The sequence below is a fragment of the Actinoplanes sp. NPDC051388 genome, from assembly GCF_055586225.1.
Window position 1 is genome coordinate 278,963 of sequence record NZ_JBVJIP010000004.1, and the last position, 19,379, is coordinate 298,341.

Below are 19,379 nucleotides of genomic sequence, written 5' to 3' on the forward strand. Positions count from 1 at the left end.
ACCGTACGCATCTCCAGAGCGGGAGAATCAGAACCCGGTGACTTGCTGACTCAGCTCACCGACCGCTTCGGCGTTGTGGTCTGGATCGGCGACGTCGCCCTTGCCTTCATCACCCTGAGCTGACCTGAGCCGCGCCTGCCGACGTCGGGTCGACATCTACGCCAGGTCGTAGTAAATTTTATACACAATCTACAAGGGGGCGTACGATGGCGACCGAGCCTTTCACCCACCAGGCTGCCTGGTGGTCACGTGCGTGCCGGAGGTTGCACGACAGCCCGATGATGGCGCCGTTCCGATCGCGATCCGGACGGCGGCTGCTGGCCGGCCTGTACCTCATCGCGCTGGCCGCGCTTCCCGTGCTGGGCTGGCTCACCGGCCGGCTCTGGGTGGTCCTGCTCCTGCTGATCCCGTACGCGATCGGATCCCTGCTGCTCGGGATCGCCACGCAGGGGCTGCTGGACCGGCCACTCAGGTCCCTCGACGAGCGGCAGGTGCACCTGCGACGATCCCTGTTCCGCGAGCCGTATGCGACCGGCGCAAGCCTCGGCCTCATGGGCGGACTCGTGGTGGCAGTCGCCGCCCTGGCCGACGAGGCGCTGATGATGGGCGTCATGATCGCCGTCCTCGGGCTCCTCTACGGCGCACCATCGATGGTCCTCGCCTGGCGGATGCCGACCAACCTCACCGACGATGAGTAAACCGCAACCCGCGTTCTACACCCGACTGCGCCTGGTGCGGACCGAACGCAACCTCTCCCGGCAACAACTGGCCGAAGCGGTCGGCGTGCACTATCAGACCATCGGCTACATCGAACGGGGCGACTACACCCCGAGCCTCGATCTGGCACTGCGGCTGGCTCGGCACTTCGACCTGCCCGTCGAGGCGCTGTTCTCCCTCGACCCGTTCGCTCCCCTGGACGCCCAGGCACTCACGGGCGGACACGCGAACCGCGACGATGACGGGCGACGATCGTGAGGAGCGCCGGCCGCGCTCGCGTCGACGTCCCTGGCGTTCAGTTGCGTCGGCATGTCGCCGATAGAAAGGAGGAGAGCCTCAGGAGGCCCTGAGTGGCGCGGTTGCTGATCGCGGATGACGAAGCCGATGCCGGCGTTGGTGGGCGGACAGAGATGAGATTTTCCCACTCTCTGGCCCGCACCGCCGGGTTCTCGGCTCTCTATCTGGTGGCGACCTATCTTGGCCGGTTGACGGTCATGGACGCCACCAACCTCAGCCTGGTGTGGCCGGCTGCCGGCATCCTGGCGGTCTGGTTCGTCGCGCAGCGGGACTCGCGGTGGCGTTGGCTCGACGCCTTGGCGCTGGCCGTGATCACCATGACAGTCAACATCGCCACCGGTGCGAGCGTTGGCCTGGCTGGTTGCTTCGTCGTCGCGAACCTCGTGCAGGCATACGTGTTCACGGCGCTGTTCGGCCAATGGCTTCCAGGTTTGTGGAGCGGACGCGACGGCGGGCAACCGTTGTCTCGGCTGTCAGCTGTGGCGTCTGATCGCCGCTGCGGTGGTGTCAACGGGCTGCGGCGCGTTGATCGGCCCGACCGCGGCATGGGCGATATCCGGCCACTACTCCTGGGAAAGCGCCCTGGTGTGGCTGACCCGCAACGCGGTCAGCATCCTTCTCATCGGCGTCGCCAGCCGCCGGATCGGCTACCTGCTCGTGACGTGGTGGCGCCGCCGTCACACCCCGGCCACGGATGCGGGGTGGTGGCGGTCGCTGCCCATCGGGAAGCGGCTCGAGTACGTGGCGCTCGTCGCTGCGTCCGCGCTGGCTTACTACCTGCTGTTCAATGTCGTGGGCCGGCTGCCGGTGGCGTTCGTGTTGATCGCGATGACCGTCTGGGCGGGTCTGCGCATGCACACGACGTTCGTGGTCTTGCACGACCTGGTGTTCGGCACCGTCGCGATCCTGTTCACCCTGCACGGTCAGGGACCATTCGCCATGATCGGCTCGCACCCGACCCGGGCGCTTGTCGCCCAGCTGTTCGTCGGCACCCTGGCTGTTGTCGGTCTGGCTCTCGCGCTCTCGCGCGATGAACGCGATCGTCGGTGACATCACCGCCGGACGGGTCGACCACGCCCAAGGCGCCGGCAGATGCACACCCGTGTTCCAGGTCGGCGACCTCGCCGCCGTCAACGCCGATCCCGCCCTGGTGCGCCAGCTGCTCGAAAACCTCATCGGCAACGCCATCAAATACACCGCGCCGGGCGTCACACCGACCATCACGATCACCGCCGGCACCGATGCCGCGCAGCCGTGGCTGACGCGGGTCGAACTCACCGACAACGGCATCGGTATCCCCACCGGGCAACACGACGCCGTCTTCAACAACTTCCACCGCGCCAACCACGACGCCGACTACAGCGGCACCGGCCTCGGCCTGGCCATCTGCAAACGCATCGTCGAACGCCACGGCGGCACGATCGTCGCCACCGACAGCCCCACCGGACACGGCACCCGCATCACATTCACCGTTCCCAGAGACGACCTGCGCAGCGCCATCCCCGAGGAGACGCAGCCGGTCCGCGTCGCGTGACTGAGCGGTTTTCGATGATCTCTCCCTCCGGGTCAGTCGATGACGGCGTCGACCGCCTTCTTGAGCGCCGATGGCTGCGCGGGGCTGCGCGGGGCCTTCTCCCGCATGTCGTTCATCCGAGCGCCCAGCTCCTGCAGCTGCTTCCGGCCGACACCCTCACGGACCTGCGGGAACCAGTCCTGCTCTTCCTCGTCGATGTGATGCGTGACGTTCTCGATGAGCACTGTCGTCTTGGCGTCGAACCGCTCATCCCCCGCATCCATGGCGGCGAGCTCGGCGCAGAGGATGTCCGCGACGTGGTGTTCCTCGTACGACTCCAGCACGTCGTCCTCGAGGGCCGGCAGCAACTTGCGCACCTCGGGATACATGACCTCGTTCTCGAGGTAGGTGTGCACCGTCAGCTCCTCGATGATCTGCTTGACGATGCGCTCCTTGGCCGCTTCAGCGTTCTCGCCGGCGTTCTGAAACTCACGAAACAGTTTTTTGATCTTCTTGTGATCGTCCTTGAGGATGACGATGGCGTCAGTCGACATTGAAGTCCTCCGATGGTCCGGGAAGCCACGGCGCTGCATACCCGTGCGACCAACGAATAAACAGCTCGCCGAATCCACCACCTGTTCCCGCGGTGAAAGCCCGACGGCCGGGTAGACGCAGGTATGCCCGCGTTCCGCACCGCCCGGATGAGCCCCGTTCAGCGAGACCTGACTCGTGCCACCCATGTCGGCCCGACCGTCGACCCGGTCGCGGCGAGCGCCGGCGCGGCCAGCACGACCCCATCGTCCCGGCCCGGTGGGCCGCCCGAGCCGCCGCGCTGGCCCGGGCCGGCAGCACCGACGTCATCCCCGGCGCGGCACACAACGCCGTGACGACCGCCGGCACAGCGGTCGCCGCGAAAGCCGTCGAATTCGCCCGCACGCACGCCGCTCGCAGCACTCCCCGACGTTTACCGGGGAATCGCCCGGGTAGCCGCCACGTCCGGACAGGTTTGAACGGTCGAGGAGGCACTTGATGCGAGCAATGGTCTATCGCGGCCCGTACCGGGTGCGGGTCGAGGAGAAGGACCGGCCGCCGATCGAACATCCCAACGACGCCATCGTGCGGGTGACCCGGGCGGCGATCTGCGGATCCGACCTTCACCTCTACCACGGGCTGATGCCCGACACCCGCGTCGGCATGACCTTCGGGCACGAGTTCATCGGGGTCGTCGACGAAGTCGGCTCCTCGGTGCGGAACCTCGTGCCGGGACAACGGGTCATGGTGCCCTTCAACATCTTCTGCGGTACCTGCTTCTACTGCGCCCGCGGCCTGTACTCCAACTGTCACAACGTCAACCCGAACGCAACGGCGGTGGGTGGCATCTACGGTTACTCACATACCGCCGGCGGTTACGACGGTGGCCAGTCGGAGTTCGTGCGTGTGCCCTTCGCCGACGTCGGCCCGAGCCTCATCCCGGAGTGGATGGACGACGACGACGCCGTCCTGCTCACCGACGCCCTCGCCACCGGATACTTCGGCGCCCAGCTCGGCGACATCGCCGAGGGTGACGTCGTGGTGGTCTTCGGCGCCGGCCCGGTCGGACTCTACGCCGCGAAATCCGCCTGGCTGATGGGCGCGGGCCGGGTGATCGTCATCGATCACCTTGAATACCGTTTGGCCAAGGCCAGGACGTTCGCCCACGCCGAAACCTACAACTTCACCGAGTACGACGACATCGTCGTCCACCTCAAGAAGATCACCGATCACCTGGGCGCCGACGTGGCGATCGACGCGGTGGGCGCGGAGGCCGACGGCAACTTCATCCAGCACGTGACCTCCGCGAAGCTGAAGCTGCAGGGTGGCTCACCGGTGGCGCTGAACTGGGCGATCGACTCGGTCCGCAAAGGGGCCACCATCTCGGTGATGGGCGCGTACGGGCCGATGTTCAGCGCGGTCAAATTCGGCGACGCCGTCAACAAAGGGCTGACCCTGCGGATGAACCAGTGCCCGGTGAAGCGGCAGTGGCCGCGGCTGTTCGAGCACATCAGGAACGGTCACCTCAAGCCCAGTGAGATCGTCACCCACCGGATCCCGCTGGAACACATCGCCGAGGCTTACCACATGTTCTCCGCGAAGCTCGACGACTGCATCAAGCCGCTCATCATTCCCGGCTGATACGACGGAGGAAGCATGCCCTACACATCGGACAGGCCGCAGCCGGCCGAGTCCAGCGACGAGCTGCGAGCCCGGATTCCCGGTTGGGGGGCCGACCTCGACCCGAAGGACCGTCCCGCGGTCCCGCGGGAGCGCTTCGACCCATCCTTCAGCGGGGCGCATTGGGAGTTTCCGGATCGGCAACCTGAGACGTGGCCACGCGAGCGGTCCGTCGAGCACGAGTTCCTCCCCCCGGTCTTCGGGACCTCCTGCCGGCCGAAGGGCCTGTCCGGAGTCATCCGCAGATTCTCGTACCGGAAGTACAGCGAGGGGCGGGCCGCACACTGGCTGCTGTTGCTGGCCGCCGACCGGGTGGACACCGTCGAGAGCACTCTTCGCTCCTTCGCCACCCTCCACCCGGACAACCCCGTCACCGAGACCGGCGTCCTGAGCGAGTTCACACACCGCGGCATCGGCTCGCGGTTCGGCCGGAAACGAGCAGACGTCGGCCATCAACTGCTCGACCCGATCATCGTGGCCACGCCGTGGGTGTTCGGCGCACTCCTCGCCTACTCGGCCTACAAACGGTTGGCCGGACGGCGCTGACGCTCAGCGGGTATCGGGCTCGCCGCTGTCGTCTACCGGGTGTCCGGCTGATCTTCCTCGTAGGTGGCGCCGGGCGCTCGGAGCGGATTCGGGGTATCCGGTCGAAGTGCGCAGCGGCGGCGGGCAGGAGGTCGCCCATTCCAGTGAATTCCCGTGACCCCACGGGTCGGCGACCGTGACGAGCTGGCCGACCTTGTACGACTTCCACACGTTGTAGAGGAACGGCAACGTTGAGACGCCGAGGATGAACGCGCCGAGCGGATCACGGGGTTTGTTTCGCCCGCAGCGGGATATCCGGTCACCGAACCTTCAGCAACGAGGGCGACATCCATTTCCGTCGGAGTGTGCTCATGTTGAACGTTCCGGCCCACAGCGCCGCTGTTCCCGTATCCCCGATCGAGCCGGATCCACCTGGATCTGCACGGCTGCACCGTGATCGACGCTGGCGGGGTGCGCGGCCTGCGGCTCTGCCGTGCGGACGCGGCTCAATTGGACTGCCGGCTCGACTTCGTCCGAGCGTCCGTCCCGGTGCGAGCCATTCTCCGGAGCGCCGGAATCATCGAAACCCGCCACTGAATTCGCCGGTAAGGCACCATCATGGCGAAACGGCACTGCACGGGGCCCCGGCGGCAGAATCGCCGGGGCCCAAGGACTGTGCCGGCGCAGCGAGCGAATCGTTCTATGACGTCCGTTCGCGAGCCTGGTCCCGCAGCCGGGACTGGTCGATTTCTCGGTCCGGGTGCCGGCGCAGGTATTCGAGCTCGAGATCGGCCGTACGCTCCGAGTGATGCTGCAATGCCTGGGTCGGCGCGTGCAGGAACGTCTCATGCCGCGTGCGGTGCAGCTGCTCCAGTTCCCGCAGCAGATCAGCTTCGGACAGATCGGCCGCCGCCACCCCCGTTTCGTCGAGCTCATCGCCGTCCGGGACCTCGAATGACATCGTCTTCCCCTCCCTGCTGGTCCGTGCTCGTGTCAGCACAGCGCAATACCCATCCGGCCAGGACTCACCCGTCGTAGTACTCGCATTTCACCGTGAGCCGGGGAATGACGCGTGCCCGATCGGGTAGCAACCCTCGTCATGGCCGACATGCGCACCGGAGTTGTGCTCATCACCCATCAACGCAGGGGCGAGGCACTCCGAGCGATCGAGCGCCTCACCGCACTGCCCGAGCGACCGCCAATCGTCGTGGTTGACAACGGCTCCACCGACGGCACGGCAGACGCCGTACGGGAGATGTTTCCGCAGGTCGAGGTGCTGGCGCTGAAGCACAACGCCGGCGCGGTCGGTCGTAACCTCGGGGTTGAACGCCTGACCACGCCGTACGTGGCATTCTGCGACGACGACACCTGGTGGGAGGCGGGCAGCCTGACCGAGGCGGCTGATCTCCTGGACGCCCACCCGCGGCTGGCCGTCCTCAATGCCCGGATCGTCGTCGAACCCAGTGGCCGGGAAGACCCGATCGTCGCGGAGCTGCGCGACTCACCCGTGCCCGGACCCGACTGGCTCCCCGGCCCGGCCCTCGGCAGCTTCCTGGCGGGCGCCTCCGTGGTTCGGCGCGACGCCTTCCGATCCGCCGGCGGATTCAGCTCCCGGCTGTGGCTGGGCGGCGAGGAGGAACTGCTCGCCACCGACCTACTCAGCGCCGGCTGGGAGATCTGCTACGTCGAGCACCTGGTCGTCCATCACGCTGCCTCGCCGATCCGGGACGCCGTCCGACGCCGCCGCAACGGTCTGCGCAACACCCTGTGGTTCACCTGGTTGCGCCGGCCGACAGCACCGGCCCTGCACCGTACGTTCTTCCTGGCTGTCTCAACACCGCGTGACCGCATCTCGGCGCTGGCCTGGTGGGACGCCGTCCGCGGACTGCCCTGGGTGATCGCCGCCCGCCGCACCCGACCCCCGTCGGTCGAAGCCCGCCTTGCGCCGCTCGACGCCACCCAGCGCGCGTCGACGGCCCGGCGGTACGTCTGACAACCGCAAGCCGGCCTCAAGGTCTCGCGAGAGGGTCACCTGGGCGTCGTTGAGGTAGTCGTTGGCCATGGCGAGACTCGCGTAGCTGGCGAAGGCCTGCGCCACAGCGATGGGTCGAGGGCCAGGGCGAGGCCACCGGTGCAGGCCGGAGTGTGGGCGTCCGCGCCCCGCACCACGGTGACAGATGCCTCGGCAACCCCCGGGATGCTGAGTCCGGCGAGGTCGACGAGGTCGCTGCAGGCCCCCGCTCGGGGGGAGTCCTAGACCGACGCCGCTGCTTGACGATGGCTCGGTCGACGGTTGAAGACGTCGACTACAGACCCCGACCGTACCCGCTCCTCCGCGAAGCCGCCGCCTCCTCGGACGTGGGCGACAGGCTAATGCCTGTCGGCGGGAGCCGGCGGGAGGTCGAGAACCCGTTCCAGCAGTCGGTGCCGCCACATGCCGCGCAGCAGGAAGAACCAGATCGGCACGGTGATCAGGATGACCGGCACGAGCACCTTGAACGCGGGCAGCAGAGCGAAGTAGTGCGCGGACGGTGGGAACGCCAGGACGATCGCGAACACCGCGAACAGGCACAGCACGAGCCGGGCCGGCCGGGTGTCCTTGACCGGCTGGGTCCAGCCGGCGAAGAAACGCCGCGGAGGGGCCAGGAAGAGGATCAGGATGAACGCCGTGACGGCGGTGAACGTCGACAACGCGGTCTGCGCGGTGATGGTGGCTGCCGCGTCGGCGAACCCCGCCTCGGAGCCGTCGACGCCGGTGTATTCGCTGAACCTATGCAGGACGTCGGAGGGAACTTCGCCGCGGCCGATGCCCACGTCGACCAGTTGATAGACCACGACGTAGATGGCGGCTGCGAACGCTGCCGTGACCAGAGACGCCGGCCCGACGAAGGGGGCAAGGTTGCCGATCATCCGGGGGTCGAAACGCCGCGCGGGCGCCCATCGGGTCAGGAAGAAGGTTGGCAGGCCCACTGTGAACAGAGTCAGGGCCACCTGCGCCGGCTCGTACGGGAAGCCGAGTCCGATCACCGCCACGACGATGATGATCAGGGTCGACGTGGCGACTCGGGCAAGGAACAGATTCAGCGATGTACTGATGCCCGAGATGATGCGGCGGCCTTGGTCCTGTGCCGCGGTCAGTGCGGCGAAGGAATCACCGAGCAGGACGAGGTCGGCGATGTCTCGGGTGACGGCGCTGCCGCTCTGCATGGCCACGCCGACGTGGGCGCGTTTGAGGGATGGTATGTCGTTGACGCCGTCGCCGATCATTGCCGTGTAATAGCCTTGGCGACGCAGCGAGTCGACGATCCGGTGCTTCTGGTCGGGTGCGATGCGGCCGAACACCGAGCGCTGGTCGACCGCCAGATCGAACTCCGCCGGACTCATGCCGTCGAGATCGGCTCCGGAGACCGGCGCGGTGTCGAGCAGTCCGACCTGGGCGGCGAGAGCGGCGACGGTGTTGGGGTCGTCTCCGGAGATCACCTTCACCCGGACTCCGGTGTCCTGCAAAGTGCGCAGCACCTCCTGAACGTGCGGCCTCAACTCGTCGCGCAGCACGACCAGAGCCAGGGCCCGCAGTTGCGGCAGCCGAGGTTCGCCGGAGGGGTCGAAAAGGCTCTGCGCAGGGTCTGACGCTTCGGCGAAGATCAATACCCGATAGCCGCGGCTCGTCCAGCCGGCCGCCATCGCTTCCAGCGGTTCGGATGAGGTCAGCACCGGAGTGAGCCGGTCGAGCGCCCCGAGGACGTACTGGTGCCGGCCGGACACAGCGCTCCACCGTCGCGCTGAGGAGAAAGGAACCTCCTCGCGTGTTGCGAACGCTTCTCCGGGAAGTGCCTCGATCAGCGCGGTGATGGTGGCGTTGCCGGCGCTCACACTGCGCGCGAAGGATCCGAGCCTGCCGCTCACATCGTCGTCTGTGCCCGCCTCCAGCACGTGGATCTGCTCGACCTGCAGCCTGCCGGTCGTCAGTGTGCCGGTCTTGTCCGTGCACAACACGTCGACGTTGCTCAGTGCTTCGACCGCGCTGATCCGCTGCACCAGCGCTCCGCGTCCCGCAACTGTGGCGGCGCCGGTGGCGTAGGCGACTGCGACAAGCAGGAACAGCCCGTACGGGATCAGGCCGGAGAGCACTGCGGCGTCCTTGACCATTTGCAGGACGGTCAAGTCGAGCAGCGCTGCTTGGACCATAATGGTCACGCTCAGCAGTGCGACGGTGAACATCACCGCGCGGACAATCTGATTGATCCGGCGTTGCAGAGGGGTCGGTTCGCTCGTCCAGCCGCGGGCGACCACCGTGAGGTTCTGCACATAGCTGGCCGCGCCGACGGCATCCGCGCGCTGCAAACCGTCGCCGGACAAACAGGAGCTGCCCGACAGGAGCACATCGCCCTCGAGCTTGACGACGGGCTCCGACTCTCCGGTCAGCAGTGACTCGTCGCACTCGATGCGGTTGCCGGCGACCAGCGGGCCGTCAACGACGATCTGGTCACCGCGGCGCACATGGATCAGATCGCCGCGAACGATCTGCTCCGGTGGCACGGTCCGCTCGACGCCTCCGCGGACGACCAGACAGCTCGCGCGGTGCAGCAGCTTGAGCCGGTCCAGCTTTCGTTTCGCACTGATCTCCTGCACCGAACTGATCACGGAGTTGATCAGGCCGAGCCCGACGCTGATGACAGCGTCGTTGGTCCGATCCAGGAGCAGCAACGCCACGCCGATGCCGAACAGTAGATTGTTGAAGAAGGTGAATACGTTCGCGCGAAGAATCACTCCATACGAGCGCGACGTGCCGGTCGAGCTCGTGTTGCCTTCACCTCGGGCGAGGCGGGCGGCCGCTTCATCCTCGGTCAGACCGTCGAGCTGCGCATGCAAGGGAGTTGTCATCGTGGCAGCCGGCCATCGAGGCGCGAGCGTTGAAACTGACAGCTCAAGGGGTGCCAACCGTCGCCAGGCGATTCATGCCCACAGCTTGCCGTGGACTCCGTCGGAGAAGCGTCCTACCAGCGTAGACATCGCGGTCTACTACGAGGGTGGTACGTGACCATCATGGGCATTTCGGTTCGGAGCCGCAGCGATAATCGCTGAATCTCCCCTACAGCAGCCGTACATCGTTCGTATTTGGCCTCACATCCGGCTCCGCCCGGCCGAACGTCATGTCGTGAGGGGTCTACGGCACCGGCTTCCGGCCACCATTCTCGGCCGCATCCGGCTCGCGATGGTGACCCTCAGCTGTCTCTTCCTCCTTTATCAGCTCGTCGATATCGGCGGTGCGGGATGGTCGGATCCGTGGCAGAGGGTCACCGGGGTGGCCATCGTGCTGATCGCGACCATGCTCGTCACCACCTCGGTGCGGGGACGACCACCGACGTGGGAGCCGCTGGTCGTGCCGCCACTGGTCCTGGTCAGCGGTGTCGGCATGCTCCCGTCGTTCGACCTCATCACGCTTGCCTCGAGCATCGCGGCGGTCCAGTCGTTCTACGGTTCGACGCGGTCCTGGACGATCCGCACGATCGGCTGCATGATCGCGATTCCCACGGCGGTGGCGATCTCGCCGTATTCCGCCGACCGGATGACCGAGTGGAACTCCTGGGCGGTGCTGGCCGACATGCCGCAGCTGCTGCTGGTGGCCGCGGTGCTGCGCGGCGTCTACATAGCGATCCGCAGTCAGGAGCGGGCAGGTGCCCGCGCGACGATCCTGGCTCGCGCCGGCAGCCGGATGCTCAGTGCGCCCGACGTCGAGACCGTGCACCAGATCGGCAAGCAGGCCGCCGGCGAGATCCTGGCCCTGCACCCCGGATTCACCATGATCATCCTGAAGCATCAGCCGGAGGCCGACGGGCTCACCGTCTCCCTCGTCGCCGGCCTACCGGAGGACATCGTCGGCCGGGTGCTTCCCGACACGCTTGCGGCCGATCCCGGCCCGTTGTTCGCCGACGACGCGCCGCAGTTCCAGCATTGGCGCATCGACGATCTCGCCGTCGACAGCCGCCTGCTGGTCGGCGGCGTCAACCCGGTCCCCGACCACGTCTTCGACGTGCTCCGCAGCATCTGCAACCAGGTGCTGCTGGGTGAGACCGGCCGCCGCTCGCACGCCGAACTCGATCACCGCGCCAATCACGACCACCTCACCGGCCTGCCCACCCGGGCGTTGTTCACCCAGCACCTCTTCCAGGCCGTGGACGCCGGCCCGCCCGGCACGGTCGCCATTCTCAACATCGATCTCGACGACTTCAAAAAGGTCAATGACACGTACGGTCACAGCACCGGCGACGAGCTTCTCATCGAGGTGGCGTTCCGGCTCCGCGAAGCCGCAGGCCCCGCGGGCGTCGCCAGCCGTTTCGGGGGCGACGAGTTCGCGCTGCTGCTGACCGGCCTCAGCGACCCGGCCGAGGCCGAGACGATCGCCAACGCCCTGTGCGACCGGCTCGTGCAGCCGCTTCGGCTGGCGGATGTCACCGTGCGCGTGGGCGCGAGCATCGGCGTCGCCGTCAACGAATACGCCGGCACTGCGACCGAACTGACTCGGTGCGCCGACATCGCCATGTACTCGGCGAAGGCCCGGGGCAAGAACCGGGTCAGGGTCTTCACCCCGGGCGAGCACGGCGACGTCGCCCGGCACCGCATGCTCGAGGACCAGTTCCCGCACGCCATTGCCCGCGATGAGATCATCGTGCGCTATCAGCCCTACCGTGACCTGGACACCGGCGCCTGCACCGGCGTGGAGACGCTGGCCGAATGGGCGCACCCGGTGCTGGGCACGGTCGGCTGGCAGGAACTGTCCGATGTCGCCGAACACGCCGGTGATCTGGCCGCCGTCAGCGAGTACGTGCTCCGGCGGGTCTGCGCCGACTTCGCCGCGCTGCCGGCCGGCGCCGGGCTGTCGATCGGGGTCAACGTCGCCGCCCGGGACCTGCTGCCCGGGTTCGCCGACGGGGTCCTCGCCACACTGGCAGCCGGCGGTCTGAGTCCGGACCGGGTCATCCTGGAGATCGTCGAAGCCGAGGAGGTCGACGATCCGGCCGCCCACGGGCAACTTCGCGTGCTGGCCGGGCACGGCGTACGGATCGCCCTCGACGACTTCGGCACGGGGCACGTCTCGTTCGCCTCCCTGCGCTCGTTCCCGATACACCAGCTCAAGATCGATTCAAGCTTCCTCAACGGATCGGAGGACGCTCTCGATCTCGTGCTCTCGATGGGCGAGGTGCTCGACACCCACACCGTCGTGCAGGGCGTCACCGAGCCCGAGCAGCTGACCCGGCTGCGGCGGACCGCCGCATCAGCCGCGCAGGGCGACCTGCTGGCATCGCCGATGACCGCCGATGAATTGGCGGGTTGGCTCGCCGCCTTGCCGCCGCTGCCGGCACTGCGGCACGCCTGAGCTTCCCTCACATGGCCGAGCTACTTCGTCGCAGGCGCCACAGGTGTCGCGGGCGCCACAGGTGTCGCGGGTAGTGCGCGCGGACGGCCTCCACCCCGACGTCGAGCACGAATGCCCACGAGAACACCACGACAATCCGGCCCCAGGTGCCGACCCAGTCACCGCCGAACAGCCCGTAGGCCAACAGGGAGATCAACGCCGCGAGCAGCAGGAAGCGCAGGATTTCAGTGCCGACGGACAGCCCGCCCGCGACGACGCGGCGGGCGATCGCCGGTATCTGCTCGGTCGGGCGGTCGGCCCGCGGTCGTCCCGAGAGTTCTTCGGGGGCCGCCCGTTCGTCCGGCGGTCCGGCGGTCCGGCGATCGAGGACGTACTCAATGCGACTCCCGCAGCCTTCCGGGCAGCGAGGTGCGGCGGCAGTTCCCGCGCGATGTCTGCCAGTGACGCGTCTTCGGTGAGCAGCCGCAGCAGGGGCTGAGCGGCCGCTTCGGCCGCGGGCCGCGTGGTCGGCGGAACGCCGGCGATCGCTTGGGTGGCAGCGGCGCGGATCTGACCGACCAGATCGATGCGGTCGGTCTCGGTGTTGTGCGTGGCGTGCAGGGCGTCGCGCAGGCCGGCGTCGTCTGACGGCACGGCCGTCGCGCCGAGCCGGGTCGCGGCGTCGGCGACGCTCGCCAAGGAGCCCTGCCGGGTCATAGTTTCGGCAAGCACCTTCGCGTCGGTGGTCGTCTGACGGACATGGCCGGCGATACCTGCGCCCGAGCCGTGGTGCCCGGAGAACGTGACGTTCTGGTACTCGATCAAGGTGCCGAAATCACACCGAGGCCGCCCGGACGACCACCAAACCGATCGCCCGGTGCAAAGCTCGTCGGCCGCAACCACCCGACGAGTCCAGCAACTCGAGACCCGCACCCACCGGAGGTAGCGGGGTTTCCGGGCTGTGGGGCTGTACCACGAACGGCACCACTCAGCTGCCGACGCCTTGACATAGAGAGGTGCCGTTCGCGTTACGGACCCCGAGCCGCCTGGTTGGCCCCCTCCAATGGAGCTGGGTCTACCTTTCGTCGGCGGGCTGGCCCGACTGGGATGTCCGTGCGTCGCTCACCGCCGGTCGCCGGACGGTTCGAACGTGACGATGTCGCCGTTCAGGAGGTATTGCCCGGCACGCCGGTGCGGTGGCGACACGGGGACGCGGACCGGTGCCGGCGGGAAGATGTCGTACCCGGCGACGCGGCTGTCGAGCCGGACCCGGTCGAAGACGAAGGGCACGCCATTGGCGGTCAGGCCGGAGGGCAGGCCAGGCGCGTCGGTCACCTGGAAGTGCAGGTGCGGCTGGAACGAGTTGCCGTTGTTGCCCACCTGGCCGAGGACCTGGCCGCGGTCAAGCCAATCGCCGGGCCGTACCCGCACGCTGCCCGTGCGCAGATGGGCATACACGGCGGTGCGGCCACCACCGAGATCCTGGAGCACGAAGTTGCCGAGCGCGTCGTTGTCCCCGAGATCCGGAAACTCCGGCGGGGTGTTCTCCGCCACGCCGTCGCGGACCGCGAGCACGCGGCCGGGCGCGGCGGCCATGACCTCCGCGCCGAAGATGTAGTAGCTCTCATTGCGCGTCGGATCACCGGCGTACGTGTTCAGCGCGGCGTCCATCCGGACGAAGTCGACCGCGAAGCGCTGCGCAAGGTAGAGCCGGCCGTCGAGTTCGACCCGCGCCCGCCGGTGCCCGAACGGCGGGCCGCAGCAGCCGAACACGGCCAGGCTGCCGCCGCGCAGCGGCGCACTCACGCGCGGCGGCTCCCGCCGGTCGACGGTGGTCGGGGCGCCGGTGAAGGTGGCCGAGTCGTCGCCGGTGCCCGTGGCCACACCGAAGCGGTGGTCGACACGGGCCGGCACCGGTACGCCTGGTGCCAGCGCGACGTCGAGCAGCAGCATGCCGGATCCGCCCGGCGGGAGCGTCCGGGCGTATACGCCATCGGCGAACCGGAACAGCCGGTCCTCGATCGCGTCACCGTCCAGCACGGCCAGGATGCCCCGGGCACGGACCTCCACCCGGTCCAGCCGGACCGCATGATCCGCGTCGTTGCGCAGCAGAATCTCGTAGACCAGATGCGTACGCCAATCGGTGGCGGGCACCGGCTGCGGCGCGGTCAGGACCTCGACGGCGAGCGGAGGTGGCGCCGGCGGACCGGCCACAGCCGGCGCCACGACCACGCCCGGCGCGATCAGCACCAACCCGACGGCAGCCCACGCGGACAACAGCCTCTGCCCCACACGCCGCGTCGGCACGACACGAACTCTCGACACGATTCCCTTGCTATCCGTCATATTCATGACGCTATAAAGCGCCGACGGCGCGGATCGATCCTGCCAGCCCCCGCTCCGATGGTAGGGCCGGCACCCTTGCGGCTCACAAGACGGCACCCGACACGCAGGATTCGCTGGCTCCCTGGCCGACGTCGCGGCCTGCTGAGCTGCGTGCTGATCGGTGATATCTCGCCTCGCATAAACCCCCAAACCTTCAAGGTTGAGGCTATTCGGCAAATTCGTTGACCGATTATCGGACTCGAAGAGCTACCCGACCATCAGCGATCGACTTGCCGGACCACTCTCTGCCTCAACGTCGATCCGGCCTTGAACCGCCGGCTCTCGGCTCAGGGCCGGGAAACAGCGATCTGGTCACTGACACGATCCAGACGACCCTGCCGCAGCGCACACAGCGCGTCCTGCCATGTTCCGGCCAAGCAAGCCATTGACGCTCCCGATCGCTGGCGTTACCGTCCTGGAACGATTCAGTTAACTTCGATCCCTCCCCGCCCGGTCGGCTGCCTCCCCCCGTGACGGCACGTACCCGGAGAAAGCGAGTCATCGATGACCGCAAGAAGGCAGACCCGGTTCGGTCGGTTCCTATTGGCGCTCGCCATCGGGTCCGCGGGATGGATCGCGGTCACGCAGGCTCCAGCGAACGCGGTGCCGGCCAAGCCGTCGCCTCTCACCACGCCGTGGACATCCACCGCGCTGAACGGGACGCCGCTACCGGAATATCCGCGTCCGCAGATGACACGCCCGGATTGGGCCAACCTGAACGGCGAGTGGCAGCTCCAGCAGTCGACCACCAACACCGCGCCGGTGTTCGGTGCGACGCTGCCCGAGCTGATCAACGTGCCGTTCGCCGTGGAGTGGCCGCTGTCGGGTGTGATGCGGGCCGCCAACGATCCCCGGCACTATCTGACCTACCGCCGCACGTTCACAATCCCGGCGGGGTGGAACGGCCGGCGAGTCAACCTGAATTTCGGTGCCGTGGACTGGCGCGCGACGGTGTGGGTCAACGGCCAGCAGGTTGGCGTGCACACCGGCGCGTACGACGCGTTCGTCTTCGACATCACGCCGCAACTGAACGGCGGCGCCAACGAACTCATCGTCCGGGTCTATGACCCGACGGATTCGGGAGAGAACGGCGACCGTCCGCTGCTCGGCAAGCAGACGATCAGCCCGGGCGGCACGTCCTACACCCCCACCTCGGGGATCTACGACACCGTGTGGCTGGAACCGACACCGGTGTCATCGATCTTCAGCGCCGACACCTACCCGAACATCTCGAACAACACGCTGCGGGTGAAGGCGTTCACCCGAGGAGTAACCAGCGGGTACACCGTCTTGGCGGAATCGATGAACGGGACCGCTGTGGTCGGCACCGCGACGGCGAACGTGGGCACCGATGTCATCGTCCCCGTTCCGAACGCCCGGTTGTGGACGCCGGAGGATCCATTCCTCTACAACCTCCGGCTCACGCTTCGCAACAGTGCCGGCACGGCCGTGGACACCACCATGCACTACTTCGGCATGCGCGAGGTCGGCATGAAGCTGATCGACGGCCGGGCGATGCCGACCCTCAACGGTCAGTTCGTGTTCCAGGCCGGCACCCTCGACCAAGGCTACTGGCCTGACGGCGGCCAGACGCCGCCGACCGACGCGGCACTCGCCTTCGATCTGCAGAAGCAGAAGGATCTCGGCTTCAACATGGTGCGCAAGCACATGAAGGTCGAGTCACAGCGCTGGTTCTACCACGCCGACCGCCTCGGTCTACTGGTCTGGCAGGACATGCCGTCGCAGAAGGCGGGCGCGTCCCGGACTGCCGCGCAACTCGCCGCGCAGGAAGGCGAGATGCGCAACATCGTCGACCAGCACCGCAGCTCGCCCTCTCTGATCATGTACGTGACCTACAACGAAGGGTGGGGAGAGCCGTCCGCCGCCGACGTGGTCCGCATCGCGAACATGGTCAAGAACTACGACCCGAGCAGGTTGGTCAATGCGTCGAGCGGCTACAACATCGGCACCTCGCCGAACAACGACACCCACGCGGGCGACGTCGACGACCGGCACGTCTACGCCGGGCCGGACTCCGGCTTCGCGTCGACCACACGCATCACCGTCAACGGTGAGTTCGGCTCGCTCGCACTGCGCACGCCCGGCCACGAGTACAGCCCGAACGGCCAGTACGGGTACGCCGAACTGTTCACGTCCTCGGCGGCGATGACGGACCGTTTCGTCGGCATGGCGGACCGGATGCAGGGGTTGATCCGGACCAAGGGCCTCGGGGGGTCGGTCTTCACCGAGGCCACCGACGTCGAAGGCGAACCGGTCGGCTTCTACACGTACGACCGGCAGATCACGAAGTTCGACGTCGGCCGAGTTCGCGCCGCCAACCTCGCCCTGATCGCCATGTCGCGAACGATGAACAACGGAGGCGGCGGCAACCCGGCGACGGCGAACGATGAACTTCCCGTCGGCTACACGTTCTGCGCCACCGATGGCGGCACGTGTTCGTTCTCCGGCACACGCCGGGTGGCCTACGGCGCCGGCAAATACCTCTACCGCACCGCATCTGGAAGCTCGCCGTGCAACCCGGGCACATTCGGCAGCGACCCGGCATTCCTCATTCTCAAGAGCTGCTATGTGGCCCCGGCCGGTGGGCCGGCGGGTTGGACACTGTGCGCCAACGAGAGCGGCACGTGTGCCCCGGGCGGACCGGCGCGGATAGCGTACGGCGCCAACGGTGCGTTCAATTACGTCACCGCGCAGGGGGCGACGGGTTGCAACTCGTCCGCGTTCGGCGGTGATCCGCTCTTCGGTGTCGTCAAGGCCTGTTACGTCGGGCCGAGCGGTGGCCCGAGCGGTGCCTGGACCCAGTGTGCGGGCGAAGGAGGGGCCTGCGGCGTCGAGGCCGGCTATGTCGTCGCGTACGGGGCCAGAGGCGCCTTCCGCTACTCGAACGCGCTGTCGGGCTCCGCGCCGTGCGGCAACGCATCCTTCGGCGGCGATCCGATCGCCAACCTCGCCAAGGCCTGTTATGTGCGCAACGGCGCCCCCGGCGGCTACGCGACGCAGTGTGCCGGCGAAGGCGGGACGTGCACGTTCGCCGGCTTCCGGACCGTGGCGTACGGTGAACGGGGCTCATTCGTGTACAAGTCGTTTACGGGCAGTGCGCCGTGCAATGCGAATGCCAACGGTTTCGACAATGATCCGGCTTATCTGGTGGTCAAGAGCTGTTATCTCACCCCGTAGATATCATCGCTCCATACCATTACCGACTCGATGGTCGGCACGACGAGGGTGAGGAAAATTGGCGCAGCGGGACGTTCCCAGAAGAGCGACGCTGAAGGATGTGGCAATGCTCGCCGGAGTGTCCCGCAGCGCCGTCTCGATGGCGCTCTCCGATAGTCCGGAGATCGCGGCTCGCACCAAGGAGCGGGTCCGGACCGCGGCGCGTCAGCTCGGCTATGTCACCAACTCGGCGGCGCGAGCCCTGCGTTCGCAGTCGTCGGGCTCCATCGCCCTCGTCGTGCCCGACACCGGGCGGCATGCCTTCACTCATGCGTTCTTCATGTATGTGCTGGTCGGAGTCACCGACGTCTGCACCGAACACAACGCCTACGTCATCATTTCGACGAACAAGGACGAGACCAGCGGCGCGGCGTACGACCGGGTGCTGCGGTCCCGGGCGGCCGACGGCGCGATCGTCACGGTGGCCAAGGTCGCGGACCCGCAGCTGAGTTCACTGGTCAACTCCGGCCTGCCGGTCGTCCTCATGGGCCGCTACCCTCATCTTCCCGACGCCTACAGCGTCGGCATCGACGACTTGTCCGGCGCCCGGGAGATCACCGCTCACCTGATTTCCGCACATGGGCGGCGGCGACCGATCCACTTCGGCGGGCCGACGGAGCACCAGGTGTCGATCGAGCGCTACGAGGGCTATCGGCAGGCGCTTTCCGCGGCCGGCATCGCGCACCCTCGCGACGTGTGGACGGGGGACTTCAGCGAAGAGTCCGGTCGTGATCTGACCCGACGACTTCTCGCCACCGGGCTGGAGTTCGATGCGATATTCGCGGCCAACGACGAGATGGCATATGGAGCCATGGAGGAACTGCGGGTGGGCGGGATCCAGGTGCCCCGCGACGTGTCGATCGTCGGCTTCGACGACTTCGGGCTGGCGCGGGTCACGAAGCCGGGCCTCAGCACCGTGCGGATACCCGCGGAGGATCTCGCCCGTGCCGCCGCCGAGCGACTCTTCTCGCTCATCGACGGCGTCGCGCCGCCCGAGCGGCATCTGACGCTTCCGCTGGAGGTCGTCCTCCGGGAGTCGTGCGGCTGCGGGCCCTCCCCCACCGCGTAACTCGCGACGGACTGTAACGACCTGCTCATTTGTCATCCCGGGCCATTGACACGTTCGGGAACCGGGTC

17 protein-coding genes and 1 pseudogene are annotated in these 19,379 nt (G+C 67.5%); 11 read left to right on the forward strand and 7 right to left on the reverse strand.

All coding sequences use genetic code 11. From position 1 onward, the window contains the following. Window positions 1-206: 206 nt before the first annotated feature. From ACZ6TI_RS13025 to ACZ6TI_RS13040, 4 genes are all read left to right on the forward strand, one after another. On the forward strand, window positions 207-698 hold the full coding sequence (locus tag ACZ6TI_RS13025; protein WP_465345227.1) for a hypothetical protein: 492 nt from the start codon (window positions 207-209) through the stop codon (window positions 696-698). Continuing rightward, window positions 691-975: a helix-turn-helix transcriptional regulator gene (locus ACZ6TI_RS13030; protein ID WP_465345228.1), complete on the forward strand. Its 285-nt coding sequence runs from the start codon at window positions 691-693 to the stop codon at window positions 973-975. The genes ACZ6TI_RS13025 and ACZ6TI_RS13030 overlap by 8 nt, the downstream gene beginning before the upstream one ends. A gap of 564 nt (window positions 976-1,539) precedes the next feature. Continuing rightward, window positions 1,540-2,064: an MASE1 domain-containing protein gene (locus ACZ6TI_RS13035; RefSeq protein ID WP_465345229.1), complete on the forward strand. Its 525-nt coding sequence runs from the start codon at window positions 1,540-1,542 to the stop codon at window positions 2,062-2,064. Then, on the forward strand, window positions 2,045-2,548 hold the full coding sequence (locus tag ACZ6TI_RS13040; protein ID WP_465345230.1) for a sensor histidine kinase: 504 nt from the start codon (window positions 2,045-2,047) through the stop codon (window positions 2,546-2,548). Before ACZ6TI_RS13035 ends, ACZ6TI_RS13040 begins: the two co-directional genes overlap by 20 nt. 32 nt (window positions 2,549-2,580) lie before the next feature. Here ACZ6TI_RS13040 and ACZ6TI_RS13045 read toward each other — a convergent pair whose 3' ends face one another. Next, a complete protein-coding gene (locus tag ACZ6TI_RS13045; RefSeq protein ID WP_465345231.1) occupies window positions 2,581-3,267 on the reverse strand; it encodes a hemerythrin domain-containing protein in 687 nt (228 codons plus the stop codon). Between the two features lie 289 nt (window positions 3,268-3,556). On the opposite strand from ACZ6TI_RS13045, the gene ACZ6TI_RS13050 reads away from it, so the two are divergent. Further along, complete coding sequence (locus tag ACZ6TI_RS13050; RefSeq protein WP_465345232.1) at window positions 3,557-4,699, forward strand: zinc-dependent alcohol dehydrogenase; 1,143 nt, start codon at window positions 3,557-3,559, stop codon at window positions 4,697-4,699. 15 nt (window positions 4,700-4,714) lie between these two features. Then, window positions 4,715-5,284, forward strand: a complete 570-nt coding sequence (locus ACZ6TI_RS13055) for a hypothetical protein (RefSeq protein WP_465345233.1) — start codon at window positions 4,715-4,717, stop codon at window positions 5,282-5,284. Here the strand turns inward: ACZ6TI_RS13055 and ACZ6TI_RS13060 are convergent. Further along, window positions 5,208-5,542: pseudogene (locus tag ACZ6TI_RS13060) on the reverse strand (hypothetical protein); the annotation flags it as partial. The gene ACZ6TI_RS13055 and the pseudogene ACZ6TI_RS13060 overlap by 77 nt on opposite strands. A 147-nt stretch (window positions 5,543-5,689) precedes the next feature. On the opposite strand from ACZ6TI_RS13060, the gene ACZ6TI_RS13065 reads away from it, so the two are divergent. Then, on the forward strand, window positions 5,690-5,860 hold the full coding sequence (locus tag ACZ6TI_RS13065; protein WP_465345450.1) for an STAS domain-containing protein: 171 nt from the start codon (window positions 5,690-5,692) through the stop codon (window positions 5,858-5,860). 103 nt (window positions 5,861-5,963) lie between these two features. Here the strand turns inward: ACZ6TI_RS13065 and ACZ6TI_RS13070 are convergent, their stop codons facing one another. Next, window positions 5,964-6,224, reverse strand: coding sequence for a DUF6158 family protein (locus ACZ6TI_RS13070; protein ID WP_465345234.1), 261 nt, complete (start codon window positions 6,222-6,224; stop codon window positions 5,964-5,966). Window positions 6,225-6,371: 147 nt separating this feature from the next. On the opposite strand from ACZ6TI_RS13070, the gene ACZ6TI_RS13075 reads away from it, so the two are divergent. Next, window positions 6,372-7,256 (forward strand): glycosyltransferase family 2 protein, encoded by an 885-nt coding sequence (locus tag ACZ6TI_RS13075; protein ID WP_465345235.1) that lies wholly within the window; start codon window positions 6,372-6,374, stop codon window positions 7,254-7,256. Window positions 7,257-7,633: 377 nt separating this feature from the next. Here ACZ6TI_RS13075 and ACZ6TI_RS13080 read toward each other — a convergent pair whose 3' ends face one another. Beyond that, complete coding sequence (locus ACZ6TI_RS13080) at window positions 7,634-10,147, reverse strand: HAD-IC family P-type ATPase (protein WP_465345236.1); 2,514 nt, start codon at window positions 10,145-10,147, stop codon at window positions 7,634-7,636. Between the two features lie 274 nt (window positions 10,148-10,421). Here ACZ6TI_RS13080 and ACZ6TI_RS13085 point away from each other — a divergent pair, with 274 nt between their 5' ends. Beyond that, entirely contained in the window at window positions 10,422-12,641 is a 2,220-nt protein-coding gene (locus tag ACZ6TI_RS13085; RefSeq protein WP_465345237.1) for a putative bifunctional diguanylate cyclase/phosphodiesterase, read from the forward strand. Between the two features lie 7 nt (window positions 12,642-12,648). Here the strand turns inward: ACZ6TI_RS13085 and ACZ6TI_RS13090 are convergent, their stop codons facing one another. The 3 genes from ACZ6TI_RS13090 to ACZ6TI_RS13100 all read right to left on the reverse strand — a co-directional run bounded on the left by ACZ6TI_RS13090 (window position 12,649) and on the right by ACZ6TI_RS13100 (window position 14,897). Then, a complete protein-coding gene (locus ACZ6TI_RS13090) occupies window positions 12,649-12,837 on the reverse strand; it encodes a hypothetical protein (protein ID WP_465345238.1) in 189 nt (62 codons plus the stop codon). After that, window positions 12,834-13,445, reverse strand: a complete 612-nt coding sequence (locus ACZ6TI_RS13095; protein WP_465345239.1) for a hypothetical protein — start codon at window positions 13,443-13,445, stop codon at window positions 12,834-12,836. Before ACZ6TI_RS13095 ends, ACZ6TI_RS13090 begins: the two co-directional genes overlap by 4 nt. Before the next feature lie 297 nt (window positions 13,446-13,742). Next, complete coding sequence (locus ACZ6TI_RS13100) at window positions 13,743-14,897, reverse strand: M23 family metallopeptidase (protein WP_465345240.1); 1,155 nt, start codon at window positions 14,895-14,897, stop codon at window positions 13,743-13,745. A 612-nt stretch (window positions 14,898-15,509) separates the two neighbouring features. On the opposite strand from ACZ6TI_RS13100, the gene ACZ6TI_RS13105 reads away from it, so the two are divergent. Together ACZ6TI_RS13105 and ACZ6TI_RS13110 are read left to right on the forward strand one after the other, a co-directional pair. Further along, on the forward strand, window positions 15,510-18,203 hold the full coding sequence (locus ACZ6TI_RS13105; protein ID WP_465345241.1) for a glycoside hydrolase family 2 protein: 2,694 nt from the start codon (window positions 15,510-15,512) through the stop codon (window positions 18,201-18,203). Window positions 18,204-18,303: 100 nt separating this feature from the next. Beyond that, the gene (locus ACZ6TI_RS13110) at window positions 18,304-19,311 is read left to right on the forward strand and encodes a LacI family DNA-binding transcriptional regulator (RefSeq protein ID WP_465345242.1); all 1,008 of its coding nucleotides are present in this window, start codon (window positions 18,304-18,306) and stop codon (window positions 19,309-19,311) included. Window positions 19,312-19,379: the final 68 nt, after the last annotated feature.